Here is a 26,102-nt window from a genome sequence, read left to right on the forward strand (position 1 = left end):
ATATTGTGTTATACAGCTTCGACTCGTTTGCCGATATACGTGTTACATCGCAAATAGGTGTTACACCATGATGCACTGGAGCAGCGGCTTGTGATGATTGAGGCAGGAGGTCATCGACCTAGGGGCTTTTGCCTATAAGGGCAGCTACCGACCATTAACAGACAAATATCAAGCGAGTATAGCGAGCTCGACAGTGATACTGTTTTTATATACAGTTAGGCTGTCAGTTTCTCTCAGTTGGTTCGGTCGACCGCTATAGGATGCAGGCGGCAGACCAATGATCATTTGCAGGTCAACCCTGACTCTCGTAATCTCACATTGACATTACTGAAATGGAAGTCGACTTGTGATCACGCTGAAAACCGCCATCATCCACAGTTTCAAAAAGATTGCTCATACAGGTCTCGTTTCTGACGTGGTGAAAAAGGACGTTGTCCTCGACACACAAAACCCAGCTTTAGAGTCCCTGGTCGAAGGCATCAACGGTCTGATTGGTAAAGAAGGAAACAGTGTGGTCTACGGACAATTCGCTGACGACGGTCGCCAAGGTCCGTTTCCCGATCGGTTTAGTGCTTACGCGAATGTCTGTGGTGATGAGGCTGCATTTATCGCGTTAACCCACTTAGCAATGGATCAGCTTGTCCAGCAGGCGAGGGACCAAACCTTGGCCACTGGGGGCCACATTCTCTGCGCGCAATACACCTCCGGTGCGTCTGACTTCTTTCTGGTCGCTAGCATCAAACAGCGTGGCGGCATCCAGCTCGATGAAAACTACGTGCCCAAAGCCATTCAGGAAGTGGACCTGAAAACTGTTCAGCAGGCAGCCAGGATCAACTTTGTGAAATTCGCGTCGGTTACTGCCGCAGCCGTAGGTGTTACTGCAGACAATACGGTTGTAGATGCTGAGGACGTAGAAGAGGTTGATTCTACCTATCTGTGCTTTATCAGCCGCGGTCGGGACAGCCAGGCTTCTGACTATTTCATCTCCGCTTTGGGATGCGCCAAAGGCGTGGCATCCGGCCGGGCAACCAAAAATGCCATTGATTACGTTGGCCGTTTCTTCCGTAATAATAAAGAGCTCAAGCCCTTTGCTTACAAGGCGAAAGAGGCGGTTGTACGATATTTGCAAGATCGACTGGTGGATGGAAAGCCCGCTCGGTTAGATGCGATCTGCCATGCGGCAATTCAGCACGTTCCGCCTGATCTGGTCGATGAAATTGCAGGACTGAAGGACTATCTCAACGATGAAAAACATCGCGTCCCTGAGGACTTTACTGTCAATGCCAAGTCGCTGAAGGAGAAGACCAGGATCAAAGGCGAAGCTGCAAGCTGGTCGCTTCAATTCGAACGTGGTGCCTTGGGGAAGGAGGCAACGTCCGATGTTTATTACGATGAGAGTCGCAAGAAGCTGACCCTTTCAAACATGAACCAGGAACTGGTCGATTTGATTGAAAAAGAGCTGCAGGCCAGGGTTGGGTAAGCCATGTTTTTCAATGTCGTGGCCCTGTATAGGGCAATGGGAGCGCCAGCCATCGAAGGCGGTGTGGTCTCCTATGAAGGATTGCTCACTACTGACATCGCTGCCGCGCTGCAGGCGTGCAAGGATCTGCAGCCCGAATTCGGGAAAATCCAGCATCATGAAATAGTTGAAGGTGGTGCCGTAGAGATCGAGTTACGCCTACCTACGAATGAATCGGGCCGATTTTACGCAAACGTTAGCGACTTGGCCCGGAACGGGTCACTGGGCAAAGGGCAGTTTCCGCAGAACGTGTACGTCGTTGACTTGGGTTGGGCAGATTTCGACGCTAGCGAACCAACACAAATTAAAAAGCTCAGACGAGTTTGTAGGTTAATCGAGCTTCTGGCGTTGTTGGCAATCGGTGTGGACAAGGACAGTAGCCCAGATACATATAATTTGTTCTTCGCTTTGCCTCCCGACGGCGAAAAACCACCCAGGACGTTTCTTCTGCCGACGCAGGTTGATGAACATGTTCTTGGCCATGAACTCAGGCATGTCAGTTTGCTTGAGGAGATTCTCAACCGAAAAAATGAGAACAAGGCTCATCTCTCAGAACGCAAACTGATGATCCGTATGGCGATTGCAAATGTAATTGAGAAGTTTGAAAACGAGCCAAATCACTTCCTCGTAGTGGTTCGCGAATGGAATGAGGTCCTCACTACCTACCGCGCTAATTTACAAACTTACGTCTACAGCTTTTCTTTCGAGAAGGCTCGGCGCGAATTGGCACAGGCGGAAATCGACTATGGGACCAAGCTCAGCGGCGTATTGGGTGACATTGCTGGCAAAATGCTTGCACTCCCGGTGTCTTTTGCTGGATGGGTTGTCCTGAACAACAGTACTTCCGCTTTTGAAGGGTTCGTTCTAGTACTAGGCTTGATTGTTGTTTCGCTGGTCTTACTCGCCATCTTGCACAATCAAATACTTCAGACAGACCGCTTGTTACATAGCTTCAATGTTGTTTTCGACGATTTTAGAGGCAAAATAAAAACCTATCCCCCGAAGCTTCAGGTCCTGCTCAGAATTACAATTGAGCAAGTCGAAAAACAGGGGCTTTCATTGCGGCGTACATTTCAGCTATTGCAGGTACTGGCGTTATTACCTGCAGCCGGGGCCATGCTGGTGGCTCTCGTAAAATATTGGAACTCATTCCTATGGGTTGTTGTTACTGCCATATCGGTAATTGCCGCTGGTCCTACTATTGACCCGATTTTTCTAAGCCCTTAGACAGAGGATATCGCATATAAATGCTAAAGAAATGCGATGTTTGCTTCTGACCGATTTTAGCCCTTCGTTAGATTCAGCAGTCGGACAAAAAGTCAATAAAATGCGTCTGCGAAATGAAGATTTATTCGGATCGCAAACGAGGCATGTCTAACTCGCGAAAATTGTTATTATGCTTTAGTTAAAAACTAATTCCAAATCTCCACTGCAAGCTTCCTTTGCAGGATAGATTCATAATCAGAGTATTGCAGAGGTAAACCTGTGTCTGAAACTACAGATATCGTTAGTGCAGCTGGTAGTGCAATCTCGGCATTTGCGGCCTGCGTAGCTGCGGTCGGGGTTTGGTACGCTCGACACCAGCTAAAGACCAGTCGTGAGATCGCGCAACTTCAATTTGAGGACGCATTGGGGAAGGAATATCGCGAATTGGCTGGAGAGCTGTCGAAAAAGGCTTTAATGGGCGATCGCTTAAACGACGATGAATACGAAGAAGCCTTCGACGAACTGTACCGATATGTAGACCTGACCAACGAGCAAATCTCGCTTCGATCACGTGGACGCATTACTTCGAGTGTTTGGGGAAGTTGGTCAGAGGGAATTGAGGCGAATTTAAATCTACCGGCATTTTCGCAGGCGTGGACTGAGATTAAGGCTAGGTCCAAAGGATTCGAAGAGCTTCGTCGCCTGGAGCGAGAAAATTTCAAGAGTGACCCAAAATATTGGCGCTGAGCTTAAGTCTAATCTTGCAGGTCAAGCCGAGTGTGTTCATCTTAGTTATTTATTGGCCACTGCATCCGTATGTGATGGGGCGGGTTAGCGTCGTCGTCTTACTGAAGAAGGTAAAAGTATCATTGCGCGCTCGCCCTATTATTCTGGGGTTTCAGAGTTTCTGACTTTGTGGATCATGTTTAGCAGGCCATTTCTACTATTTTTCCCTGCTGTGGCATTCTCATACTCGTCTTGAGTCATTCCATATATGCCGACCTCATAAGACTTTCCTGTAGGCATCCAAACAAAGTTATCGTCATCGTCTAGACGCTCAGCTGATTTGACTACTTCAAACTCCATCATGCCAAATCTTCTAAGCTTTCCTATCTTTACTATCAAGCATGAAACATTGTGAAAGCACTGATCCGACTCAATGGCCTTCACCGCTAAATTGAATCCTCCCCGATCCTTCACGCTTGGAAACACTATCGCCCCTACGTTGACTTTTGAATAAATTGCTTGGCTGAGAGCACGACTGAAGCGATAACCAGAGCTAGAAGCATTAGGATCTGCAAGCACGTGAGCGAAAAATTTGTCGATGTAGATTTTCATCAACGCCTGTTCGGGAGGCATCGAATTAATAAACTTTGAAATCGTCATCTCAGGGTCTTGACCAGAAAAGTGCATGTAGCCATTTTTCTGAACGTTTGAGTACTCCCCAATTACCGCCAAACGAATAGGTGATTCATTTAAAATCCTGAAACCGGCCAGCTGAATGAGTTGGCCTTCTTTCGCTTCTATTTCAGCTAACGCTGTTTCTTTTCTTGCTGCAATGTAAAGGCAAGGTACTCCTCGATCGTTAAACCTACCAAGTTTTGCGAATTCAGCCGGCGGGTAGCCCATCTCAGAAAGATTCGAAAATGGTTCGCTTTCAATCGCTCGGGCACGCCAAAAAATACTTCCCCTGCCATACATAAGTGAGAGAATTTTATAATGCTCGAAGAGAGGAGCGATTATATGGATAAAGTCTGCCTCGGAACTGCTTTTAAGCGCTTTGTCAAAAATGTACTCGCAATCGTCGAGGTTCATAATTTTTAAGCCTAACATTTGAGGTCAGGTTGTAGCTCGTTAGAGCCTAGATGCCTGATTTTAATGGGCGCACTTCAATACACTAAAAGAGGCCCCGAAAATATCGTTTGCAGGATAGCACCTCCCCACCCAATCTGCTGCCAATGGCGGCTGTTGGCCGATTGCTGCCCGTCACGAACGGCAGAAATCGGCCAGAAGCGGACATTCGCAAGCGACCGCTAACGCGTAGGACGGTCGGCTTGGAGATCTCTACTTTACAAGGTGCGGCTCCTGTTTCTGCCTAAAATGGCTTCGAAGAGCTACGCGAGCCGCCGAATGCTGCGTAAAGTTAGCTTGCGTCTCCCACAGCAAGGCCAAGGCTCAACCCGTTTTGAGTGATTTTACCAATACGTCGACGAGCTGAATCCAAAGCATCACGTACTCTCCTTCTAATTATATGCTCATCTAAGCCAGCAGAGCTCGCTCTGACAGAATCGGCTATTTGCACTAGCTCGGGTGATATATAACTGACAAGCGCCGGATCTAAGGCTATTGGAAGGCCTGCATTCGAGTCTTTAGATACGCGATTTCTGGTAGGACCGAAAGACAGATAATTTGATAAGAAATCTGCACTCATCACCGGAGAAGGCTGAGGCCTTCCTCCGTAATTTGAGTTGACCTTACTACTGATGCTGAATGCCATTTGATCCAAGGTTAGCCACCAACTGGTGTAGCCAAACGCAATATCGCTTTTCTGGCGTCTCCTGGAGATCACGCCAACAAAGTTTTCGGTGTCATGCTCCGCAAGTCGCAGAGCTAACATGTTGTCAGAGTTTGAATTAGTACGCCGTCCCTCATGAATTCTTATCCATTCTTCCTTGACGGCGATTCGATACGCTGCGTCCACGCTTTCAACTTCTTCAGATATATCATCCATTGCAATCTGGAAGAATTCATTTATATAGTCAGCCACGTCATCTTCAGGGCGCGCCGTCCCTCTAAATTTTGAAACCCAAGAGTTGAATGCTGACGGCGCCGCGCCACTAGCAATATAGAATGAAAAAAGATATGGGTAGGAGCCGTTCCAATTGTTTGTGCCAATGTTAAGAGAGCAAGCGATGCTACGATTCATGTGGCGCTCTACTTCTTCAATGACCCCAGAAGTAACTTTTAATTTTAAGCCGGCAGAATGAGCCGCCTTTATCAATTTTTTGAATTGCCAATCTTCCTCATCCAACAACTCTTCGGCGAATAATGGAAGTATTGCAGAGGTGTCTAGCCAAATCTCACCCTCGCTAAATATTTTTTTCACAGCAGCTTGCACATCTGGAGTTTCACGGAGAAACGCCAGCATGGTATAGGAGTCCGCGAGCCCTTTAATGTGATGGTTAATGGAGTCTGATGGGCTTGACAAGACCCTCTCAACGGCAGCAGCGAGCAAATTTAGCAGCGCTTCAGTTCTCAGGGTTTTATCGTAATCGTTGAGCACAATTTTAGTGAATTCGACGAGTCCTTCGAAACCAATTTTATCCATCTGTCCGTTATTAATGGCGTGGACAAAAGATTCCCCCCGATTTAATAGAAACTTTTCTATACTTAACATGCATATATCGCAAAGTGCTAACTCGACGTCTTCAGATGAGATCACGGATGCCGGGATAATTGCGCGCAATATTTTTTTAATTTCTTCTTTAAGCTTTCGATCCTGAATAGCGTTTTCTGCTAGCTTTTCACGTAGTCGCTCATATTCCTCGTATTTCAAACAAAAAGAATCTGCCCCATTTATAGTGTGATGATTTATTACTTTTTTAGTCAGTCTATTTAGAGACTTATTGGTTTCATCAATGACTGTTTTTTGCTCCTGGTTGGCAAGTGTTTCAATGATGGATTTGTGAATCTCTTCTCTTGGCATGAGCTCGTTTGATGATGTATTACGCAAAGCCATTTTAACCAAACCATCAAATGCCAGCTTAGTCAGCCCCTTTTCTCTACTGTCATCCTCCCATTGCATTTCAAGAAAAACCAGTGCCGCACGACTTTCGTTGGGGTTTAGCTTTTGTGGCTTTCTCTCAAGAACCTGGTCCTTCTCAAGTATTGGATCAGCTATATCTCTTGCGAAAGACGCAGCCACCGTCTCTCTGTGATCGTCTCCTTCGTAACGATCTAGAAAATAGTTTTTATCGAAAATATCTAGTCTTAATTTATAATCTTTTCTAAGTATTTTTTTTACTTCGTCTCCCTTGGCGCCTATCTCCTGATTTGTTACATAAATAAGATCAGTAACGTGCGGAAAATTTTTTTTGATCTTTTTTGCTGTACCTTTAATCTTTTGGTCCCAAGCCATTGCAACTGAATACTGAAGCATTACTGTGGTTTCTCCCTCGGGAGAAAAAAGTTCCGCGTCCCTTCCTTCGTCGCCTGAGGGGTGAGCCATTGTCCTTATTGCTGGATACTCGGAGCTTAAAAATGCTGAGGCAAATTGCTCAAATCTCGCCCAGTCCGAAGATTTGGTTTCTTTTAAAGCGAAGTTGAGTCGATTACGGTGCATCATCAAGCTCCTTTTTGTGAGGCAGATTTATATTTATCGGGAATGATGCCTAAAGTTAGTCGAAAAAGCTAAGCAGGTTAGTCCCAAGACCCACCCGATCGAGAAGCGCAAGGGCGGTCTAAATCGACACGTACTTTCGTAGTCCGCAAGCCGGTAGCGGTCGCTTGCCAACGTTCGCCTCTGGCCGAAAGCGGTCATAAGCCCGCAGCCGCTACAGATCCGAAGTCAGAAAAATCGGAAGCCTTGTTTTTAGTGGGAGGATCTAGCGAAGCGGAAGCAGCTTAAGCTTCCGCCTCTTTATCAGTCGCCCTTCTTTTGAGTTGAAGGTCAATGAAGGCAAGCTCTGCCTTGATTGCACCAATCGTGAGCGTCTCAACTCTAGTGTCAGTGTTTGCCCTTGCGTTGAGCTTTTTCACGCCCGCCATGCCGGCAATTATTCCGTTCAAATGCAGCTTTCGGGTCTTTAGGTAATCCGGCATCTGAGCGCTGTTCTGTGGTGGTTCATTCATGTTTAGACCGATGGTTGGCCCGAAGCAGCCGACCCTCGCCGGTTGCTTCGGGGAAGGTTTGAGTTAGGCCGCCAACAGGTCAAGCAGGCTGTGTTGGTGTGAGCGAGCCGCGAGTTCTCGCCAGGTCCAGCTTCCAAAGTGCTCGCCCAGTTCAGGGATATCCAGCTTCATCAGTGCAACCGGGTCACGACTAATCAGGTTGCGTGCGGCCCACAGCTTGCCGCCGGTCTCCAGCAGTGTTTTGGCGGCCTCATTCCACTGTTCTTCCAGCACAGTGTTCGCCAGGTGAGCCGCTTTATTCTCGATCTCGGTGCGTTCCTTTTGTGCCTCTGTGATATGCAGATCAATCGTCACCAGCTCCTGCTCCAGTGCGGTGATGAGCAGTTGTTGGCGGCGGTGATGCTCAGCCGCAGCCGTGAGGTTTTTTGCTGCCTTTTGAGCTTCTGCGTTAGCCGCTTTTTCGCCCTCTACATCGCCCCAGGCGACAGCCTGTGCATAAGCGGTGCCCGCGTCCGTTTCAGCTTGTCGAGCTTTTGCCATGTCTTCCTGATCGCTCTGGCGGACCTGCTGCAACCGGGTCTCGATGCTGCTGCGCTTTTCGTTGAGTTCCATCTCGTCGGCTTTCCAGTTCGCCATATCGCTGAGATATCCCGCAGCCAAGCTCTCACGGTTTGCCAATCTCTCAAGGCGATGAATTTTTTGATTCAGGTTGCTGATCTCCAGATTTCGCGAGTCGATGCGTCTTTTGTGATCGTTGATTTCATCCTGCACGGCTCGTTGACGGCCCTGCTGGATAACCTCCGGGCTTTCCAGCGCCTCTTCGAAGGGAGCCAGGTCACCCTTAATGCTCTCCACTTCGAGGGTCATTTGGTCGCGGCGGTCTTTCAATTCTTGGATAGTGTTCATCTGTATTGTCTCTGGGTACTGCGGTTAATAGGGATGGTTGTCGAATGGCTGGCAAGGCCGGTAATGAGCCGGCGCTATCTCGATCAGCAGGCTCGCCGTCAGGCGGCCTTGGCCTCGCCTTCGTCCGTTCCTGGAACGGTCTTCACCACGTAGCAGCGCTGGGGCCCTAACCCGGGCAGACGGATCAAGCTGTAGGCCTTGCCGTCACTACCCGGCTCAAGCACGCCGCGTTGCAGCAACTCCTTGTTCACCGCACTGATGTTCATGCCCTTGAAGATTTCGGCCCTCCAGGCTTCCGGCAGCACGTAGTAGGTGTTGGTGGTGTGCAGTGCGTCGCCCATGCCGTGTTCCATCGTCTTGCGAAAGCCCAACCGATCAATCGTGCGTGGGCCGTGCTCATCGATCTTGGCGGCGGCAGATTCCCAGCGGGTAAAGCGGCTTTCTCCAAAGCGCTCGATGACCTGTCTCAGCCGCGCCAAAATCGCATCACCCTCGAAATTTCCGGCGCCACCACGCTCGGCTAGCCACGCATGCAGACACACCCTTGCGGCGGTCGTGGCTGTTCCATCGGGCCAACCGGTGACGCCGAAAGCGGTGGCCAACTCGCCGGCCGCTGCGGCGAGGCCGAAGCGAAGGGCGGCACGTTGCGCCTGACCACTGGCCGACGCGGGCAGGTTTTGGGTGATGAACTGTTCCACCGTTCGGCGAACGATCACCGACCACCTGAGCATTTCTCCAGGTGCGCACAGTGCGTCCAGGAAGGCGGTGAGGGGTGTACCGTAGTACTTGGCTACGCGAGCCTTGAGCGCATCGGAGAGGGCAGCAGCATCCTCAAAACCATTCAGCACATCGAACATGCCGAGGCCTTTGCTCGCATCCGCAGGCACCGCAAGCATGCGCACCTCCATACCGGCTTTCAGCTCCTTGTTTGCATCCGCCATGTGCTGCGCCAATGTCTTCTCGCCGGTCGAGAGAAACAGCAAGCGCCACTCCTGCACCTGTCGGCCTGCTTGTCCTCGATCATTCGCCCGGGCCTTGCCGGTGCCGTTGCCGAGCATGTACACCGTTTCCCCAATGATGCGTGCGTCACACATGCCGATTTCATCCAGCACCAGGAGGCCGTCTGAGTGTGCGGCGGCGATGGACTCCAGCGCGTTGTCTGTCGAGCGCCATGAACGCACCAGGCGAGGCCCGCCATAAACCGATGCAGCGACTTGCAGGTGAGTGGTCTTGCCGCCGGAGCTGTCGCCGTAGAGGTGGAAGCCGCCCGACTCATGTCCGAGCATGTTCAACAGTGGGCCTGCAAAGGCCACAGAGACGACAAACGCTAAGCGGTGGTTGCCAACGCACAGCGCGCCGATTTGTTGCTGCCATTGCTCCAGAGAGCCGGCCTCGCTGATCGGTGGCAGTTGGGCACCGGCTTCATAAAAATGCAGGTGCTCGGAGTGTGAGCCGATCTGTTGTTCGGGTAGAAGGAATGCGTTGTCGTGCCAACCCAGGCGCGTTACCAAACGTGCGCGCTGGGCGCTGTCGAAGCCACCGAGGTAACTCTGCAGATCATTGCGTGCGTTACGTCCAGACCGGCTTCCCGCGAGGCGCAGGCCCATGTCGACCAGCGGCCCGAGTACATCCTTGCCGAAGTCGCCGGTCATGGTTCGTGCCGGAATGTTCCAGCGTTTTTTTGCGCCGTCCGGGTCGTCGAACTCGACCAATAACCCCCAGTTATGGCCCTTGTCGTCGCGAGTACGGGCGATGATTTCGAGAGGCGAACACACAGGACGCGCCTCGCCATCATCGCCGGAATAAAACACCCCTTCAGACGTCAGGCGAAAGCCGCCCGGCAATAGGTCATTTTTCGATTTCGCAGGGCGTTTGGCGGGCGCCTTGGCCTTCTGTTCTTGAGGTTCAGTTGACTCAGCGGCACTGCCGAAAAACTCACCGCTGCGCACCAGCTCGGCGACGTGGGCAGCGGTCCAGCCTTTGGCTAACGCATCCGCTGCATCGTCGCCGTCTGCCCATTTTCCACCCTTGATGAGCGTGGGCTCTCCGCCTTTGCTGCTGGGCTTGAGCTTGAACACGTCGAGCGAAACTCGTTGTACCGAAGCGACGCCCAGCTCAATCAACTTGAGCTCGATGGCGTCCATGCAGGTCTTGCCGCTAGCATCGTTATCCGGCCATAGCACCACCGTGCGCCCTTTGAGTGGCGTCAGGTCGGCCTTGTGCCAAGAGTTGGAGCCGTTCGGCCAGCACGTGGCTAGATGGTCGGGCATCAGTTCAGCGGCGGCATCAGCAGCCTTCTCGCCTTCACATAGCACCACAGGCGCATCGGCCCGCTGTGCCAGCTCATCCAGGCGCAGCAGTGGCCGAGGCTCCAACAATCCTTGCCAGCGCCATTGCGTGGTTTGCCCATCGGAGCGCTTGCACCAGGTCAACGGTGCGAAAACCTTTCGCGGCTTGCCGTCTTCATCGGGACTCAGGTCGAAGCGATACAGCGTCATGACCGGCTGGCCCTGAGCATCGCGATAGATCCATACTTTGGACGGAACACCGTGTTGTCGGTGTTTGGTTGGACACTTGTTCATGGCCTCGGCCGGGATCGGTTGAATCGCGATCCACTCCGGCGTTGCGCTTTTGGCCGGTGCGCTTTTGGTGGACGCGGAACCAGCGGAGACGTTGAGCAGATCCGCTAGTTTTTTGCAGGCTTCAACGTCCGTGCCGCCGTCGATGTAGCGCACCAAATCGATCAGGTCTCCGCCCTTATCGCCGGTGGCAAAATCCGCCCAGGTGCCTTTGCTCAAATTGACCTTGAGTGACCCTGCGCGCTTGTCGGTACGCGTGGGATTCGGTGCTGTGTATTCCTTGCCGCCGTCGACACGTTTGCCGTTTGGCAGCCAGTGAGTAAGGACGCGATCGATGTTCTTCAGGGCGGCATTTTTTACGTCGGCAAAGCTCGGACGTTTTGAGATGTTGCCGGTGCGCTGAGTCATGGTGCGATCCTCGACTCAAGCAACGCCTCGTTCACGTCATCGATCAGCGCTTTGGCCATCTCGCCGAGGTAGAACGCAGGCCAACTAAAACGCTCGCCCGCATCGCTGATGGCGGCGTCGAGGATCAGTTGATTGGCGTGGTGCAGAATTTGGGAGACGGCTTCAAGTGCGTCTTCCAGCGGGATACCGGAATTTACCCGAAACAGGTTTTGGCCGTTACCGTTGGCAGGGGAGAACTCGGAGCGTCCACGCGTGCTGGAGTGGGTCACAGCGCACCGCCTTTCTGGCCCATCGGCACAGAGGACGCATCACCGTACATGGTGAGTGTTTTGATCAAGCCCAATGTGCCGCGCACGTCCCAAATAACAGACGACAGCACGCGGTTGGAAAGCAGGGGTTTATCGCCGTCTAAGTGATCTTCCAACAGCATGAGAACGGAGTCGGCACGGTCGAGCGCACAGGTGATGGCGTCGATAGGCAGACCGGCTTCGGCGTCTTGGCTGACACAGAGTAGATCCTCGGGCAGTGCAAAGCCTTGGAGCATGCTCATTTGGCACCTCCTTCGGCTTCCAGGGCTCTCGCCTTGGACATATGGACGTTGTAACGGGAAAGGCGTGTGGCGAGGCTGGAGTTGGCGTGTAAAGCGGCGAGAGCCATTGCTCGATGAGCGGCAGCGCGAATTTTGGACGGATTGAGGGCGTGCATTGGTGAAGCTCCTGTATGTGAGGAGCTGCCACTGATCGTCGCCAAACGAATTAGGGTGGCAGCTGTGCGCGGGTTGGCGAACCGGGCATACAGGACCCCGGCAGACCCGAAGGTCTCCCACGCACAGCCGCCATAAAGCAGGAATGCGGGCACAAAAAAAGCGCCTGCAATCGGTATGGGGGCGCCTGTGCGCCTGTATGTGCTCGGGTCGCCAAACCCGGTCGCTGAATTTGCAGCGACGGCCAGAGAGTAACGTCCGTTTTTTGAAAGTGCAACTGTGTGGATCGCTTGCGAATTTTTTCGATGCGGCATAAATTGATTAGGCATGTAGATTTACCTCAACGCCTCCGGTTGCCGCCGGGGGCGTTTTCGTTTCAGGCATGGACGTCCCAGCGCAGGGAGACAAATGGCAAGAGGTCGCCTTCGAGGCAGGCGCGTGCATCTTCGTAGGCTTCGATTTGTTGGCCCTCGTCGACGATGATTGCTTGCGGGGCTTGGCAGGGAACTGACAATGCGCACCAGATGCCATCTCTCCATCGCATCACCATCACGTCCCGGTTCAGGCGTTTTTGCTCTGTGCGGTAACGTTCAAAACGCTGCATACCGCGTGATGAGAATCCGACTGTTCTGAGTACAGAAAAGGGCTGCAAAATGGCGTTGTTAGCGGCTCGATTTTTCATGCCGCCACCCTGTCGCGGGCCGCGATACGCGCCCGTGTCCAATTCAAAATTTCGGCTAATACCCACGCGACCGGAGCCCCGCGCGCATTGCTGTCGGTGAGCTTCACCGCTTGAGGAAAGCCGCTCTCTGGCTGGCTCATAAGTTTGTAAACCGTTGCGCGGCCGATACCTGTAAGGGCTATGACTTGATTGATGCGTATCAGCGTGGCGGCCGGATCGAACTGTCCCATTTCTGTGTGAGGCGCGCTGATCGGCAAGCATGCGGATCCGCTAGGGGCCTTTTGGTGACTTTCTCGTGGAGTGGAGGGGGCGAGCCCCACAACTTTTGCAGATTGCTTTGGGGCGCTCATCAGGTCCTGTCTCCAGCGGTTTTTGCAGGTGAGCGCAGTTGGGTTTCAAGCCACGCGACCACGTCTTGGGAGCGATAACGAACCCGAGACCCGGTTTTGATATAGGGAAGTGAGTTGATGCGAGAACTTCGCCAGGCGGCAAGCGTTCGGCTGGACAGGCCTAGTGCATTAGCGACTTGGTCGGTAGTGAGCAAACAAGCAGGGGTGAGAGAGGTAGTGGAGTGGTCTGAAGTGTCGTGAGGCTGCATAGCGCGTTTCCTGTCGTAGTTCGTACAGGCCCCAGCTATGTAAACGATTTTCTATTTTTTAAAAGTTTTATTTTTATAGTTTTCGACGCGGGGTTTATGGATAAGGCAATTTAAGTGAGCAAGATCGCAGCAAAGTTTCAGTTTTTTTCGGGGCTGTCCTACCTTGCCCTACTGGTTTTCTATACAGTTAAAAATTGGAAAGTGAGAAATGAAACCCAGTGAAGTCCCGACGAACGGTAGTCCCCTGAGCCCCTTCTGGTAGTCCGATAACAGCGGCCCATCCTCAGCGTGGGGCGACCAATAAGAGATGGCCGCCAGAGGTTTTGGGCGCCTTAGGCGTAACACGCTTTTGACGCGTAACACATGATGTGCGGATCTCTTTTAATGCGTGTTACGCAAGAAATATTTAATAAAATCAATTGATTAATCGTATGCGTAACGTGCGTAACACCAGTAACACCGATTTTGATGGGTGTGCGGTTGGTGTATTCAACCCGCCTTGCCAAACTGTCCCTGAATAATATTGCCATCTACTAGCTCATCCAGATGATCTGCGTACCACTGCATCATCACTCTGCGCTGAGGCAGGTAAACCGCTTTGTTGTACACCCCTGCTATTCCTTCCTTTGCGTGAGAGAGCTGGGCCTCAATGTGATTCTCATCGAAACCCTGCTCATTGAGTATGGTGCTCGCGATGTGACGAAAGCCGTGGCCTGTTTGCCGACCGGCATATCCCAGTCTGCGGAGCGCCATTAGAAAGACGGTGTTGCTACGGGGGATTGTCCTGTCTTTCCTGCCTGGAAATAGGAGAGGGTACGCACCTGTAAGTGTTCGTAACTCAGTGAGCGCTTCGATTGCCTGCCGAGAGAGAGGCACCACATGTTCGCGACGACGTTTCATTCGTTCGGCTGGGATCGTCCATAGCTTTTTGGAGAGATCGATTTCTGACCAGCGTGCTTCTCGGATTTCGCTCGGGCGCGATGCTAATAAAGAAAGCAAGCGAAGCCCTATACGAACGTCCTTTGCGTGAGGGTAGGAGTTGATTGCTCGAAGTAGCGCAGGCAGTTCTTCAGTCGAAACGTGTGCATAGTTTTCAGCGCTACGTGATTGCAGGAATTTGCTGAGACCTTCAAGGGGGTTGTGGACGGCTCGTCCTGTTACGCGGGCCAGGTCATAGATCTCTTTGCAAAAGGCACGAACTCGGCCCATTTGTTCAATGATCCCCTTCTGCTCCATGCCGCGTAGAAACTCCATCCATTCCAGGGGCAATATTTCTGTGTACACGCGTTTTCCGAAGACGGGGAACACATGAAGCTCAAGTGCGCCAAGTACCCGACGAGACGTACCTGATTCCCAACTTGTGCGTCTGGCCTCAAACCACTCGCGCCCTAACGCTTCAAAGGTGTTGTTGGCAGCAACCTGGTCTGCAACCTTCCGAGCCTGCTTGCTCACCAATGGATTTTTGCCGGTCGATGCGTCTTCACGCAGTTGAGCTGCTTTCTGTCTCGCCAATGAGCCACTGATGTCCGGGTAGCCGCCGAGACCCAGCCAAGACCATTTTCCGTCTGGCTTTTTGTAGCGCAGCTCCCATGATTTCTGCCCGTTAGGTTTCACCCGGAAGTACAGGCCATTCCCGTCCTGCTCCCGATACGTTGTTTGCTCAGGCTCCAGGCCTGCAAGCGTGGTGTCTGCTAAGGGGCGGCGTTTGATTTCAGTGCGCTTCACTTCCTGTATGCCTCCAGTTATAGGAATCTCAAAGCATACACGTGGGCATACACGGCGGGAAGTTATAGGGGTAGACAGGGACGGATAGCCAGAAACAAGAAAACCCGCACAGGGCGGGCTTCTTGGGGTGTTTCGTAGACTGTCTGAGACAGCCAGAGACTGCTATATGGTGCACCCGGCGGGATTCGAACCCACGACCCCTGCCTTCGGAGGGCAGTACTCTATCCAGCTGAGCTACGGATGCTTGTGCGGGCGACATCATACCCATGTCGACCTTGGGCGTCCATGCTGGTCTTTGGGCGTTCATGTGTAGGCATTTGCCGTACAGAGGCCCTAAGCCGGGCGCTACCGATCAGGGCGGGGGAACCCGGCTCGGCGACGCTGATCAGATAAATCTGCTAAATGCGCCGTTTTCGTTCTTTTTTTCGAACAGACTATTGCCCTGTACCCCCATTGATCCTAGGATTCGTTTGAGATTTCAAACGCTCTGTCTCCCGTGCGCTCCTTCACTTTTCTTGCGCGCTGGGGCTGATTTCCCTGACGGCAGCCCACAAGGCGCCTTTCAACAACTCTAATTCGCTCCGCGTGCGCGCGGTGCTGTTAAGGAAAGCCGACATGCAGCTTAAAGATGCCCAGTTGTTCCGCCAGCAAGCCTTTATCGATGGCGCTTGGGTCGATGCGGACAACGGTCAGACCCTCAAGGTCAATAACCCTGCCACGGGCGAGATTCTCGGTACTGTGCCAAAGATGGGCGCCGCTGAAACCCGCCGCGCTATCGAAGCCGCTGACAAGGCGCTGCCGGCCTGGCGTGCACTGACCGCCAAGGAGCGCGCCAACAAGCTGCGCCGCTGGTTCGAACTGCTGATCGAGAACCAGGACGACCTCGGCCGCCTGATGACGCTCGAACAAGGCAAGCCGCTGGCCGAAGCCAAGGGCGAGATCGTTTACGCCGCTTCCTTTATCGAATGGTTTGCCGAAGAAGCCAAGCGCATCTACGGCGATGTGATCCCTGGCCACCAGCCTGACAAGCGCCTGATCGTGATCAAGCAGCCGATCGGCGTGACCGCGGCGATCACCCCGTGGAATTTCCCGGCGGCGATGATCACCCGTAAAGCCGGCCCGGCCCTGGCCGCCGGTTGCACCATGGTGATCAAGCCTGCTTCGCAAACGCCGTTTTCGGCACTGGCCCTGGTTGAACTGGCGCACCGTGCCGGTATCCCGAAAGGCGTGCTGAGTGTGGTCACCGGCAGTGCCGGCGACATCGGCGGCGAGCTGACCAGCAACCCGATCGTGCGCAAATTGTCCTTCACCGGTTCGACCGAAATCGGTCGCCAGCTGATGGCCGAATGCGCCAAGGACATCAAGAAAGTCTCCCTGGAACTGGGCGGCAACGCGCCGTTCATCGTGTTCGACGACGCGGACCTGGATAAGGCTGTCGAAGGCGCGATCATCTCCAAGTACCGCAACAACGGCCAGACGTGCGTCTGTGCCAACCGCCTGTACATCCAGGATTCGGTGTACGACGCCTTTGCCGAAAAACTCAAAGTGGCCGTGGCCAAGTTGAAGATCGGCAACGGTCTGGAAGAAGGCACCACCACCGGCCCGCTGATCGACGAAAAAGCCGTGGCCAAGGTGCAGGAACACATCGCTGACGCCCTGAAAAAAGGCGCCACGTTGCTGGCCGGTGGCAAGGTGATGGAAGGCAACTTCTTTGAGCCGACCATCCTCACCAACGTGCCGAAAGACGCTGCCGTCGCCAAGGAAGAAACCTTTGGTCCGCTGGCACCGCTGTTCCGCTTCAAGGACGAAGCCGAAGTGATCGCGATGTCCAACGACACCGAGTTCGGCCTGGCCTCTTATTTCTATGCCCGCGACCTGGGCCGTGTGTTCCGTGTGGCTGAAGCCCTGGAATACGGCATGGTCGGCGTCAACACCGGGTTGATCTCCAACGAAGTGGCGCCGTTCGGCGGTATCAAGGCTTCGGGCCTGGGCCGTGAAGGTTCCAAATACGGGATCGAGGATTACCTGGAAATCAAATACCTCTGCCTGGGCATCTGACCAGCACGAGTTTGCCGCAAACGCAGAGGGCACGAGAGCGCTGTCCCTTTGCGTGTTTCACCGCGTAATTCGTAGTGGCCGGGAAAGCTGTGGCAGTCGATCATCGCATGCTGCCGTAGTTGCCTCCCCGCCACGTATTCCTTGGACCACGCCACCCGATGAGTGGCGAATGAGGACTTTATGAGCAAGACCAACGCATCCCTGATGAAGCGCCGCGAAGCCGCTGTACCACGCGGTGTTGGCCAGATTCACCCGATCTTCGCCGAATCCGCGAAGAACGCCACCGTGACCGACGTTGAAGGTCGCGAGTTCATCGACTTCGCCGGCGGTATCGCCGTGCTGAACACCGGCCACGTGCACCCGAAAATCATCGCGGCCGTGACCGAGCAACTGAACAAGCTGACTCACACCTGCTTCCAGGTCCTGGCCTACGAGCCTTACGTGGAGCTGTGCGAGAAAATCAACGCCAAGGTCCCAGGTGATTTCGCCAAGAAAACCCTGCTGGTCACCACCGGTTCCGAAGCTGTCGAAAACGCCGTGAAAATCGCCCGTGCTGCCACCGGCCGTGCTGGCGTGATCGCCTTCACCGGGGCCTACCACGGCCGCACCATGATGACCCTGGGCCTCACCGGTAAAGTTGTGCCTTACTCGGCAGGCATGGGCCTGATGCCAGGTGGCGTGTTCCGCGCGCTGTTCCCGAACGAACTGCACGGTGTGAGCGACGACGACGCCATCGCCAGCATCGAACGCATCTTCAAGAACGATGCCGAGCCGCGTGACATCGCCGCCATCATTATCGAACCGGTGCAGGGTGAAGGCGGTTTCTACGTCGCGCCCAAATCCTTCATGAAGCGCCTGCGCGAACTGTGCGACAAGCACGGCATCCTGCTGATCGCCGACGAAGTGCAAACCGGTGCCGGCCGTACCGGCACCTTTTTCGCCATGGAGCAGATGGGCGTTGCTGCCGACCTGACCACCTTCGCCAAATCCATCGCTGGCGGTTTCCCGCTGGCCGGTGTGTGCGGCAAGGCCGAATACATGGACGCCATCGCGCCAGGCGGCCTGGGCGGCACCTACGCGGGTAGCCCGATCGCCTGCGCTGCGGCCCTGGCCGTGATGGAAGTGTTCGAAGAAGAGCACCTGCTGGACCGCTGCAAGGCTGTCGGCGAGCGTCTGGTGACCGGTCTGAAAGCGATCCAGGCCAAGTACCCGGTGATCGGCGAAGTGCGGGCTCTGGGCGCAATGATCGCGGTTGAGCTGTTTGACGACGGCGACACCCATAAGCCAAACGCCGCTGCCGTTGCCTCCGTGGTGGCCAAGGCGCGTGAAAAGGGCCTGATCCTGTTGAGCTGCGGCACCTACGGCAACGTGTTGCGCGTACTGGTCCCGCTGACCTCGCCGGACGAGCAGTTGGACAAAGGCTTGGCGATCATCGAAGAGTGCTTCTCCGAGCTGTAAGCGGAAATTGACCTGATCGACAGAAAAAACCCGCTTCGGCGGGTTTTTTTATGCCCATTGCCGCACATTCAGGCCGTGTTCATTGTACCTGGGCGTCTGCATTGTCTAAGGTTGCAGCATTGCCGATGGAGCGTGCTGGATGACTGCTGTTGATTTACCCGCTGTACCCCGCGTGTTGATTGCCGAGGCGGACCCCTGGTCGCGGGACCTGCTCAAGCAGGTGTTGTTGAATGTGCGCTGCGATGCGCGGCTGGATGTGTGTGCCGATGGGCAGCACGCGGTGACGTTGCTGCGAGAAAAAAACTACGATCTGATCCTGGCCGATTGGGAGCTTCCGGGCGTCGATGGTCTGAGCCTGCTGCGCAACGTGCGCCAGCAGCGCCGCTCGCCGGCGTTGCCGTTCATTCTGCTGAGCAGCCGCAATGACAGCGCCAGCGTGCGCGAAGCCTTGCCCCTGGCGCCCACGGCGTACCTGACCAAACCGCTGAACATGGAAGGCCTGACCCAGCGCCTGCAAGACCTGCTGCTCAACGAAGGCGAAACGGTGTACTGCGAGGTTCCGCCGCTGGCGCCCGGCATGACCTTGCCTGTGTTCCTGGAGCGCCGCCGCGAAGCGTCCGATGGCGCACCCTTGCGAGTCGATGTGAAGGCCGCCGTGCAACACAGCCTCGGCCCCGATGGCCTGGATCTCAAGCGCCTGGAAGACCAGGTGCGCATGGACCCGCAAATCACCGCCGTGCTGATCGCCGCCGCCAACAGCGCCGGCCATCACGGCACACCCGTGCAAACCTTGCCCGCTGCCCTGCATAAGCTGGTGCCGGGGCAAAGTATGAACCTGATCCTCGGCCTGGCGCTCAAACACAACGTGGTGCTGGGGGACCCGGCTTTGGTGGCCTATGCCGAGCGCCACTGGCAATTGTCCCTGGACACCGCCGACTACGCTCGGCGGCTGGCGCGCATGCTGGAGCTGGACCACGAACGCTGTTACAGCGCCGGCATCCTCCATCGGCTCGGCGACCTGGCGCTATTGCGCTGCCTGGAAAACTGGCGCCAGGGCGGTGGTGCGCTGGATGACGAAGCGATTGGCGAGTCTCTCTACACCTTTGGCGCGGCCTATGGTTCAGCGCTGCGCACACGTTGGCGTTTGCCACTGGAACTGCGCCAGTTGATCGCGGCGATTTATGCGTTGGAGGGCGGCGTGTATGCCCGGGAAGCGCTGGTAGTGAACCTGGCGGCGCAGATGGCGCGTTTGACTGAGCATGAAGGCTTGGAAGAGCTGGCCAGAAGCAAGACTGCGCGATTGCTCAGGGTCGGGTTGGCGGAATTGACGCGGATCCGCAAGGCTTAGCGTCAGCCGGCCACCACGCGGTTCTTGCCCAAGCGTTTGGCCTCGTACATGGCGGCATCGGCGCGGGCGAACAGGCTGTCCAGGGTCGAATCTGCCTCGGTGAGGCTGGCCAGGCCCTGACTGATGGTCACGCTGAACGCCTGGCCCTCATAGCTGAAGCTCAGTTCCTGAATCTCCCGGCCCAACCGCTCAGCCACTTGCAAGGCCATCTCCGGGGCGCAGCCGGGCAGGACGGCGGCGAACTCTTCGCCGCCAATGCGTCCGAACAGATCACCACGGCGCAATACCCCGCGACCGCTCTCGGCGATACGCCGCAACACTTGATCACCCTCCAGGTGGCCGTAGCTGTCGTTGACGTCTTTGAAGTCATCGATGTCCAGCAGCAGGAAGGCCAGCGGTTCTCCTTTGGCACAGGCCGTGTCGAAGGCCAGGTTGGCGCACTCGAAGAAGTGCCGGCGGTTACTGCTCTGGGTCAGCACATCGGTGGTGGCCAGGCGATGCAGCTCCAGCTCCATCTGTTTCTTTTCGGTGATGTCTTCGGCCATGCCCACCACGATCAACGGTTCTCCGGGCTCGACCCGCTGGTTGATGTAGCATTTGTCGCTCAACCAGCGGATCTGCCCGTCAGCGGTGATGATGCGGTACTCACGGTCCTCCACGGCGCCCCGTTCCAGCACGCGGGCCAGGCTGTGTTCGGCATAGTCGAGGTCTTCGGGGTGAATGCTGTTGCGCCATTCCCGATGATCGGCCAGCAGCAGGCCGGCAGAGCGTCCGAACACGCGCTCGTAGGCCGGGCTTACGTAGAGCACCCGGCGCGTTTCCCAATCCATGGCCCAGAGCACGGCGTTGACACTCACCAACATCGAACTCAGCAGTTGTTCCCGCTCGCTCAACCGCTCGACTTCACCCTGGGCATGCACCAGCGCCAACAGGGTCGCAGCCGCAGCCGGACGCGGATGTTCAGCGGTGGGAGGATCGGGCAAATAAGGATTTTCGTGAACCATCGGCACAACTCTCTCTGGGCGCGCCGCAGGCTGGAGCAGCGGTCGCTACAAGGGGCCACCATGATGGCGAAGTGTTCATTGAGAGAGGGTAATTGCGGTGAAGTTCCGTCAATAGTGCCGATTGCCGGTGCCCGGTAAATGACGCCAAAAAGCTGGTAGGTGGGAGAGCAAGCCCTCCCACCGCACCATCAGACTGCCGCAGGACGCAGCGAATAAGTCTTCAATTGGTGAGCGAAATCCCGCAGGGACTGGATGCCGCTGGCCTCGGCTTCATGCACCCATTCCTTGATGGCCGCCAGCATATCGTGGCCATTGGAACTGGTCTTGAGCCAGATCTGCTGCAGCGCCAGGCGCTTTTCGTAGATCACTTTCAGCGCGTGGCTGTGTTCCAGCATGTTCTGGATGCGCAGGTGATGGCGGTCATCGAGCAAGCTGGTTTCCCGCGACAGCAAGCGCTTGGCACGATGGAACTGGTGACGCACCGAGTGATCGACCTTTTCCAGCTCCTGCTTGACCAACGGGCCAATCACCAGCTTGCGGTACTGGGCCATGATCTGGAAGCGGTTGTTGAGGATCGCCATGGCGGTGTCCATGTCCAGGTGGCCCTTGCCTTCCACGCGGTGGGCGATGGGCGCGACACGCTGCACCTTGGCCAGGCGCAGGAAGCTGAACACCTTGATCCAGGCCCAGCCCAGGTCGAACTCCCACTTCTTCACCGACAGCTTGGCCGAGTTGGGGTAGGTGTGGTGGTTGTTATGCAGCTCTTCGCCGCCAACGATGATGCCCCACGGCACCAGGTTGGTCGCCGCGTCACGGCATTCGAAGTTGCGATAGCCCACGGCATGCCCCAGGCCATTGATCACGCCAGCGGCCCAGAACGGAATCCACATCATCTGGATGGCCCAGATGGTAATGCCGATGGTACCGAACAGCAGCAGGTCGATCACACCCATGATCGCCACGCCCAGCAGCGGATAGGGGGTGTAGATTTTGCGTTCGATCCAGTCATCCGGGCAGTTCTTGCCGTAGATGCGCAGGGTCTCGGGGTTTTCGGCCTCGGCGCGGTACAGCTCGGCGCCTTTGCGCATCACGGTGGACAAGCCTTTGATGACGGGGCTGTGCGGGTCGTCGACCGTTTCGCACTTGGCGTGGTGCTTGCGGTGGATGGCGGTCCACTCGCGGGTGTTCTGCGCCGTGGTCAGCCACAGCCAGAAGCGGAAGAAGTGTTTAAGACCGGCATTGAGCTCCAGGGAGCGATGGGCGGAATAGCGATGCAGATAGACTGTGACCGCAACGATGGTCACGTGGGTCATCAACAGAGTGACCGCCACCAGTTGCCAGGCTGACAGGTCAAGAAAACCGTTGTACCACATAGGCTGTATGGCCCTCAGATAAAGAAAAGAACAGCTCACGCATTATCACTCAGCCTACAGAGAAAACCAGCCGCGCTTTCAGATAGGAGTGACTGGATGTTTCTTATTCTATAATCCGCAGTCTTTGTAGGGCGACTCTGTCTTTTTGGTAAGGATTACTGACCATATGCCGTTTTCATACCGGGGTGCCCTACGTGCGGGGCTGGTATACCTGTTGATTTCCGTTCTGTGGATTGGCGTCACTCAGCGCGTATTGATCGAGTTTCTCGATAACCAGAGTGAGTTGAACCACTGGCTGCAGGTGCGCGGCTACGTGTGGGTGACGCTGAGCGCCTTGGCGATCTACCTGATCTGCGCCCGGTTTGCCCGGGCCAACCAGCTGCAACAGCCTTTGAAAGAAAACCGCGAACGCTTGCGCCAGGCTGCCGCTGTGTTCGATTGCACCCGTGAAGGGGTGTTGGTCACTGACACAAAGGGGCTGATCGTGCACGTCAACCGGGCCTTCATGGAAATCACCGGCTACAGCCGCGAAGACGTCATGGGCCGACAGCCCAGCCTGTTCAAGTCCGGTCGCCATTCGTCGAATTTCTATCAGCAGATGTTCCAGAGCCTGGAGCGCACCGGCGAATGGAGCGGTGAGATCTGGAACCGACGCAAAAGCGGTGAGATTTATCCCCAGTGGCAGACCATTCGCGTGATTCACGATGATCAGGGTCAGGTCAGCCATTACGTTGCAGTGTTTTCCGATATCAGCGCCATCAAGGACTCCGAGCACGAACTGGCTCACCTGGCCCATCATGACCCGCTGACCGACCTGCCCAACCGCCTGTTGTTCACCGACCGCGCCGAACAGGCGCTGGCCTCGGCGCAAACCCACAAGCGTGGCTGCGCCTTGTTGTTGCTGGACCTGGACCACTTCAAGATCATCAACGACAGCCTCGGCCATAACGTCGGCGATCAGTTGCTCAAGCTCGTCGGCGAACGGCTCAAGGCGCTGTTCGGCCCTGGCGTGACCTTGGCGCGCCTGGGGGGGGATGAGTTCGCGGTGCTGGCGGAAAGTTGTCCACAGGTGGCTCAGGCCGCGGGCCTGGCGCAGCGCATGCTGGACGCGATGAAGCAGCCCTTCATCTTTGACGGCCACCAGCTGTTTATCAGCGCCAGTATTGGTATCAGCCTGTTCCCCAGCGACGCCCTGAGCGCGGAGCAATTGCTGCGTAATGCCGACTCAGCGCTGTTCAAGGCCAAGAGCGCTGGCCGTGAAGGCTACGCCCTGTACACCGAAGAGCTGACCGCCCATGCGCAGAACCGCGTGGAAATCGCCAGTGAGCTGCGCCGTGCCCTTGAGCAGCAAGAGCTGTGCGTCTACTACCAACCGGTGCATGACCTCAACGACAGCCGCCTGATCGGCGTCGAAGCGCTGGTGCGCTGGCAACACCCGGAGCGTGGCCTGGTGCCGCCTGGGGAATTTATCCCGATTGCCGAACGCACCGGGTTGATTGCCGATATCGACGCCTGGGTGATGAACCAGGCCTGCCGACAGATGTGTGATTGGCTGGCGCAGGGTACGCCGCTGAGTTTTATCGCCATCAACGTCTCCAGCCGCCTGTTTGCCCGGCGCGAGTTGTACGAGCAGGTGGCCCAGGTGCTGCACGACACCGGCCTGGATCCGGCTTTCCTGGAGTTGGAAGTCACCGAAAGCGCCGTGATGGAGGACCCGGAGGTGGCGCTGGAGCAACTGCACCGCCTGCGCGAGCTGGGCCTGCGCCTGGCCATCGATGATTTTGGTACCGGTTACTCGTCGCTGTTGCGCCTCAAGCGCCTGCCGGTGCAGAAGCTCAAGATCGACCAAGGCTTCGTCGCCGGGTTGCCGTGGGATGAAGACGACGCGGCGATCGTGCGCGTGGTGATCGCCCTGGCAAAAAGCATGGGCATGCAGGTGCACGCCGAAGGGATCGAGCAACTGGAGCAGGCGCGTTTCCTGCTCGACCAGCAGTGCGACCTGGGGCAGGGGTATTGGTTTGGTCGACCAGTGCCAGCGGGCGAGATCGATTGGTCGAAAGCACCCGCCATTCGAGAGTGAAAGGCGGCCAAAATGGATCCTCTCAAGGCTTTATTTTCTGTGCTCGGGCACCGAACCCGCGCGCAACCCCACGTCACACCAGAAAATTCTTTCTGGTTATATAAACATTCTTAAATAGTATTTTTAAGAATATCTGCGCTTATCTACTATCGCTCTCACGCCGCAAGCAGTGCCGCCACTGCAAGGCACTATTCATTTAAGGAGCGAGACCATGAGCGCCTCTCTACGTAGCGTCGACGGCCAGGACGAAGCAGCCATTTTGCGTGAGATCCAGAGCGCGTTGCGCGATCTGCGGTTTGGTGCGGTGGAAATCACCGTGCATAACGCGCAAGTGGTACAGATTGAACGCAAGGAAAAATTCCGACTGCAGAACCCGGGCAACAAGCCGAGCTAGGCAAGAACGGCGATTCGCATGCTAGACCCGCAACTATAAGAAAAAGCCAACACCCAGAATTTCAGGAGCTTCTATGTCGTCGATTCGCCGTTATGCCCTGGCCGCACTGGCCAGCGCCGTGTTTGCAGGTTCCGCCGTTGCCAAGGACTACGAGTTGCTCAACGTCTCGTACGACCCGACTCGTGAGCTGTACCAGGACTACAACGCGGAGTTCACCCAGTTCTGGAAACAGTCCCACCCAGGTGACAACGTCAAGATCCAGCAATCCCACGGTGGTTCGGGCAAGCAAGGCCGTGCCGTGATCGACGGCCTGCGCGCCGACGTGGTCACCTTGGCCCTGGCCGGTGACATCGACGAAATCGCCAAGCTGGGCAAGACCCTGCCGGAGAACTGGCAGACCCGCCTGCCGGACGCCAGCACCCCGTACACCTCGACCATCGTGTTCCTGGTGCGCAAGGGCAACCCTAAAGGCATCAAGGATTGGGGCGACCTGATCAAGAAAGACGTGTCCGTGATCACCCCGAACCCGAAAACCTCTGGCGGCGCCCGCTGGAACTTCCTCGCCGCCTGGGCCTATGGCCTGAAAACCGGCGGCAGCGAAGCCAAGGCCCAGGAATACGTGAAAGAGCTGTTCAAACACGTCCCCGTACTGGACACCGGCGCTCGCGGTTCGACCATCACCTTCGTCAACAACGGTCAGGGTGATGTGTTGCTGGCTTGGGAAAACGAAGCCTTCCTGGCCCTGAAAGAAGATGGCGGTGCTGATAAGTTCGATATCGTCGTGCCTTCCCTGTCGATCCTCGCGGAGCCGCCGGTGGCCGTGGTCGACAAGAACGCCGAGAAAAAGGGCAACACCGAAATCGCCACTGAATACCTGAAGCACCTGTACAGCCCGGCTGGCCAGGAGATTGCGGCCAAGAACTTCTACCGCCCACGCGATGCAAAAGTGGCCGCCAAATACGCCCAGCAGTTCCCGAAACTGGACCTGGTGACTATCGACAAAGACTTCGGCGGCTGGAAAACTGCCCAACCGAAATTCTTTAATGACGGTGGCGTGTTCGACCAGATTTACACCGCGCAATAACGCAATCTGGCGGCGCACGCTTTGCCCTGTGGGAGCTGGCTTGCCTGCGATAGCATCACCGCGGTGTGACTGACATACCGAGGCGCTTGCATCGCAGGCAAGCCTGCTCCCACAGGACGTGTGTGC

At 55.6% G+C, this 26,102-nt stretch carries 23 protein-coding genes and 1 tRNA gene; 9 read left to right on the forward strand and 15 right to left on the reverse strand.

What is annotated here, in order from left to right:
* Positions 1–346: 346 nt before the first annotated feature.
* The 3 genes from BMZ57_RS19105 (at position 347) to BMZ57_RS19115 (ending at position 3,472) form a co-directional block, all read left to right on the forward strand.
* Positions 347–1,480 carry a nucleoid-associated protein gene (locus BMZ57_RS19105; protein WP_069672869.1) on the forward strand — a complete coding sequence of 378 codons (1,134 nt, stop codon included), beginning with the start codon at positions 347–349 and terminating at the stop codon, positions 1,478–1,480.
* Positions 1,481–1,483: 3 nt separating this feature from the next.
* Positions 1,484–2,746 carry a hypothetical protein gene (locus BMZ57_RS19110; RefSeq protein WP_069672868.1) on the forward strand — a complete coding sequence of 421 codons (1,263 nt, stop codon included), beginning with the start codon at positions 1,484–1,486 and terminating at the stop codon, positions 2,744–2,746.
* Between the two features lie 258 nt (positions 2,747–3,004).
* Complete coding sequence (locus tag BMZ57_RS19115) at positions 3,005–3,472, forward strand: hypothetical protein (protein ID WP_217628726.1); 468 nt, start codon at positions 3,005–3,007, stop codon at positions 3,470–3,472.
* A gap of 138 nt (positions 3,473–3,610) precedes the next feature.
* On the opposite strand, the gene BMZ57_RS19120 is transcribed toward BMZ57_RS19115, so the two are convergent.
* The 13 genes from BMZ57_RS19120 to BMZ57_RS19175 form a co-directional block, all read right to left on the reverse strand.
* Positions 3,611–4,540 (reverse strand): RES family NAD+ phosphorylase, encoded by a 930-nt coding sequence (locus BMZ57_RS19120; protein ID WP_175439650.1) that lies wholly within the window; start codon positions 4,538–4,540, stop codon positions 3,611–3,613.
* 328 nt (positions 4,541–4,868) lie between these two features.
* Positions 4,869–7,067 (reverse strand): hypothetical protein, encoded by a 2,199-nt coding sequence (locus BMZ57_RS19125; protein WP_069672866.1) that lies wholly within the window; start codon positions 7,065–7,067, stop codon positions 4,869–4,871.
* Positions 7,068–7,348: 281 nt separating this feature from the next.
* Positions 7,349–7,576 (reverse strand): hypothetical protein, encoded by a 228-nt coding sequence (locus BMZ57_RS19130; protein WP_069672865.1) that lies wholly within the window; start codon positions 7,574–7,576, stop codon positions 7,349–7,351.
* Between the two features lie 63 nt (positions 7,577–7,639).
* Entirely contained in the window at positions 7,640–8,482 is an 843-nt protein-coding gene (locus BMZ57_RS19135; RefSeq protein ID WP_069672864.1) for a coiled-coil domain-containing protein, read from the reverse strand.
* A 98-nt stretch (positions 8,483–8,580) separates the two neighbouring features.
* Entirely contained in the window at positions 8,581–11,469 is a 2,889-nt protein-coding gene (locus BMZ57_RS19140) for a DUF927 domain-containing protein (protein WP_069672863.1), read from the reverse strand.
* Positions 11,466–11,738: a DUF3077 domain-containing protein gene (locus BMZ57_RS19145; protein WP_069672862.1), complete on the reverse strand. Its 273-nt coding sequence runs from the start codon at positions 11,736–11,738 to the stop codon at positions 11,466–11,468. The genes BMZ57_RS19140 and BMZ57_RS19145 overlap by 4 nt, the downstream gene beginning before the upstream one ends.
* Positions 11,735–12,019, reverse strand: coding sequence for a hypothetical protein (locus BMZ57_RS19150; protein WP_069672861.1), 285 nt, complete (start codon positions 12,017–12,019; stop codon positions 11,735–11,737). Before BMZ57_RS19150 ends, BMZ57_RS19145 begins: the two co-directional genes overlap by 4 nt.
* The gene (locus BMZ57_RS29275) at positions 12,016–12,501 is read right to left on the reverse strand and encodes a hypothetical protein (RefSeq protein ID WP_139136458.1); all 486 of its coding nucleotides are present in this window, start codon (positions 12,499–12,501) and stop codon (positions 12,016–12,018) included. The genes BMZ57_RS19150 and BMZ57_RS29275 overlap by 4 nt, the downstream gene beginning before the upstream one ends.
* Positions 12,502–12,548: 47 nt before the next feature.
* Positions 12,549–12,854: a hypothetical protein gene (locus BMZ57_RS19155; RefSeq protein ID WP_069672860.1), complete on the reverse strand. Its 306-nt coding sequence runs from the start codon at positions 12,852–12,854 to the stop codon at positions 12,549–12,551.
* Positions 12,851–13,084 carry a helix-turn-helix transcriptional regulator gene (locus BMZ57_RS19160; RefSeq protein WP_047279826.1) on the reverse strand — a complete coding sequence of 78 codons (234 nt, stop codon included), beginning with the start codon at positions 13,082–13,084 and terminating at the stop codon, positions 12,851–12,853. The genes BMZ57_RS19155 and BMZ57_RS19160 overlap by 4 nt, the downstream gene beginning before the upstream one ends.
* A gap of 119 nt (positions 13,085–13,203) precedes the next feature.
* On the reverse strand, positions 13,204–13,452 hold the full coding sequence (locus BMZ57_RS19165; RefSeq protein ID WP_074900602.1) for a helix-turn-helix domain-containing protein: 249 nt from the start codon (positions 13,450–13,452) through the stop codon (positions 13,204–13,206).
* A gap of 489 nt (positions 13,453–13,941) precedes the next feature.
* Positions 13,942–15,177, reverse strand: a complete 1,236-nt coding sequence (locus tag BMZ57_RS19170; protein WP_069672859.1) for a tyrosine-type recombinase/integrase — start codon at positions 15,175–15,177, stop codon at positions 13,942–13,944.
* A gap of 167 nt (positions 15,178–15,344) precedes the next feature.
* Positions 15,345–15,421, reverse strand: a tRNA-Arg gene (locus tag BMZ57_RS19175).
* Between the two features lie 371 nt (positions 15,422–15,792).
* On the opposite strand from BMZ57_RS19175, the gene gabD reads away from it, so the two are divergent.
* The 3 genes from gabD (at position 15,793) to BMZ57_RS19190 (ending at position 20,041) form a co-directional block, all read left to right on the forward strand.
* On the forward strand, positions 15,793–17,235 hold the full coding sequence (gene gabD, locus BMZ57_RS19180; RefSeq protein WP_010214182.1) for an NADP-dependent succinate-semialdehyde dehydrogenase: 1,443 nt from the start codon (positions 15,793–15,795) through the stop codon (positions 17,233–17,235).
* Positions 17,236–17,415: 180 nt separating this feature from the next.
* Positions 17,416–18,693, forward strand: coding sequence for a 4-aminobutyrate--2-oxoglutarate transaminase (gene gabT, locus BMZ57_RS19185; RefSeq protein ID WP_021491636.1), 1,278 nt, complete (start codon positions 17,416–17,418; stop codon positions 18,691–18,693).
* A 139-nt stretch (positions 18,694–18,832) separates the two neighbouring features.
* Complete coding sequence (locus BMZ57_RS19190) at positions 18,833–20,041, forward strand: HDOD domain-containing protein (RefSeq protein ID WP_010214176.1); 1,209 nt, start codon at positions 18,833–18,835, stop codon at positions 20,039–20,041.
* A 2-nt stretch (positions 20,042–20,043) separates the two neighbouring features.
* Here the strand turns inward: BMZ57_RS19190 and BMZ57_RS19195 are convergent, their stop codons facing one another.
* Together BMZ57_RS19195 and desA are read right to left on the reverse strand one after the other, a co-directional pair.
* Positions 20,044–21,045: a GGDEF domain-containing protein gene (locus BMZ57_RS19195; protein WP_010214174.1), complete on the reverse strand. Its 1,002-nt coding sequence runs from the start codon at positions 21,043–21,045 to the stop codon at positions 20,044–20,046.
* A gap of 188 nt (positions 21,046–21,233) precedes the next feature.
* Positions 21,234–22,418 carry a delta-9 fatty acid desaturase DesA gene (gene desA / locus BMZ57_RS19200; RefSeq protein WP_010214171.1) on the reverse strand — a complete coding sequence of 395 codons (1,185 nt, stop codon included), beginning with the start codon at positions 22,416–22,418 and terminating at the stop codon, positions 21,234–21,236.
* A 166-nt stretch (positions 22,419–22,584) separates the two neighbouring features.
* Here desA and dibA point away from each other — a divergent pair, with 166 nt between their 5' ends.
* The 3 genes from dibA (at position 22,585) to BMZ57_RS19215 (ending at position 25,976) form a co-directional block, all read left to right on the forward strand.
* Positions 22,585–24,498, forward strand: coding sequence for a phosphodiesterase DibA (gene dibA / locus BMZ57_RS19205; protein WP_021491634.1), 1,914 nt, complete (start codon positions 22,585–22,587; stop codon positions 24,496–24,498).
* Between the two features lie 211 nt (positions 24,499–24,709).
* Entirely contained in the window at positions 24,710–24,892 is a 183-nt protein-coding gene (oscA, locus tag BMZ57_RS19210) for a sulfur starvation response protein OscA (protein WP_003170956.1), read from the forward strand.
* Positions 24,893–24,965: 73 nt separating this feature from the next.
* Positions 24,966–25,976 carry a sulfate ABC transporter substrate-binding protein gene (locus tag BMZ57_RS19215; protein WP_021491633.1) on the forward strand — a complete coding sequence of 337 codons (1,011 nt, stop codon included), beginning with the start codon at positions 24,966–24,968 and terminating at the stop codon, positions 25,974–25,976.
* Positions 25,977–26,102: the final 126 nt, after the last annotated feature.

Source organism: Pseudomonas simiae (genome assembly GCF_900111895.1).
Taxonomy (GTDB): domain Bacteria; phylum Pseudomonadota; class Gammaproteobacteria; order Pseudomonadales; family Pseudomonadaceae; genus Aquipseudomonas; species Aquipseudomonas simiae.

Excerpts from the sequence above, each read along its gene's own strand:
- oscA (WP_003170956.1), top strand. The coding sequence starts at position 24,710 with ATGAGCGCCTCTCTACGTAGCGTCGACGGCCAGGACGAAGCAGCCATT.
- BMZ57_RS19110 (WP_069672868.1), top strand. The coding sequence starts at position 1,484 with ATGTTTTTCAATGTCGTGGCCCTGTATAGGGCAATGGGAGCGCCAGCC.
- BMZ57_RS19125 (WP_069672866.1), bottom strand. The coding sequence starts at position 7,067 with ATGCACCGTAATCGACTCAACTTCGCTTTAAAAGAAACCAAATCTTCG.
- BMZ57_RS19165 (WP_074900602.1), bottom strand. The coding sequence starts at position 13,452 with ATGCAGCCTCACGACACTTCAGACCACTCCACTACCTCTCTCACCCCT.
- dibA (WP_021491634.1), top strand. The coding sequence starts at position 22,585 with ATGCCGTTTTCATACCGGGGTGCCCTACGTGCGGGGCTGGTATACCTG.
- gabT (WP_021491636.1), top strand. The coding sequence starts at position 17,416 with ATGAGCAAGACCAACGCATCCCTGATGAAGCGCCGCGAAGCCGCTGTA.
- desA (WP_010214171.1), bottom strand. The coding sequence starts at position 22,418 with ATGTGGTACAACGGTTTTCTTGACCTGTCAGCCTGGCAACTGGTGGCG.
- BMZ57_RS19195 (WP_010214174.1), bottom strand. The coding sequence starts at position 21,045 with ATGGTTCACGAAAATCCTTATTTGCCCGATCCTCCCACCGCTGAACAT.
- BMZ57_RS19135 (WP_069672864.1), bottom strand. The coding sequence starts at position 8,482 with ATGAACACTATCCAAGAATTGAAAGACCGCCGCGACCAAATGACCCTC.
- BMZ57_RS19155 (WP_069672860.1), bottom strand. The coding sequence starts at position 12,854 with ATGAAAAATCGAGCCGCTAACAACGCCATTTTGCAGCCCTTTTCTGTA.
- BMZ57_RS19140 (WP_069672863.1), bottom strand. The coding sequence starts at position 11,469 with ATGACTCAGCGCACCGGCAACATCTCAAAACGTCCGAGCTTTGCCGAC.
- BMZ57_RS19215 (WP_021491633.1), top strand. The coding sequence starts at position 24,966 with ATGTCGTCGATTCGCCGTTATGCCCTGGCCGCACTGGCCAGCGCCGTG.
- BMZ57_RS19150 (WP_069672861.1), bottom strand. The coding sequence starts at position 12,019 with ATGAGCATGCTCCAAGGCTTTGCACTGCCCGAGGATCTACTCTGTGTC.
- BMZ57_RS19190 (WP_010214176.1), top strand. The coding sequence starts at position 18,833 with ATGACTGCTGTTGATTTACCCGCTGTACCCCGCGTGTTGATTGCCGAG.
- BMZ57_RS19130 (WP_069672865.1), bottom strand. The coding sequence starts at position 7,576 with ATGAATGAACCACCACAGAACAGCGCTCAGATGCCGGATTACCTAAAG.
- gabD (WP_010214182.1), top strand. The coding sequence starts at position 15,793 with ATGCAGCTTAAAGATGCCCAGTTGTTCCGCCAGCAAGCCTTTATCGAT.
- BMZ57_RS29275 (WP_139136458.1), bottom strand. The coding sequence starts at position 12,501 with ATGCCTAATCAATTTATGCCGCATCGAAAAAATTCGCAAGCGATCCAC.
- BMZ57_RS19160 (WP_047279826.1), bottom strand. The coding sequence starts at position 13,084 with ATGGGACAGTTCGATCCGGCCGCCACGCTGATACGCATCAATCAAGTC.
- BMZ57_RS19120 (WP_175439650.1), bottom strand. The coding sequence starts at position 4,540 with ATGAACCTCGACGATTGCGAGTACATTTTTGACAAAGCGCTTAAAAGC.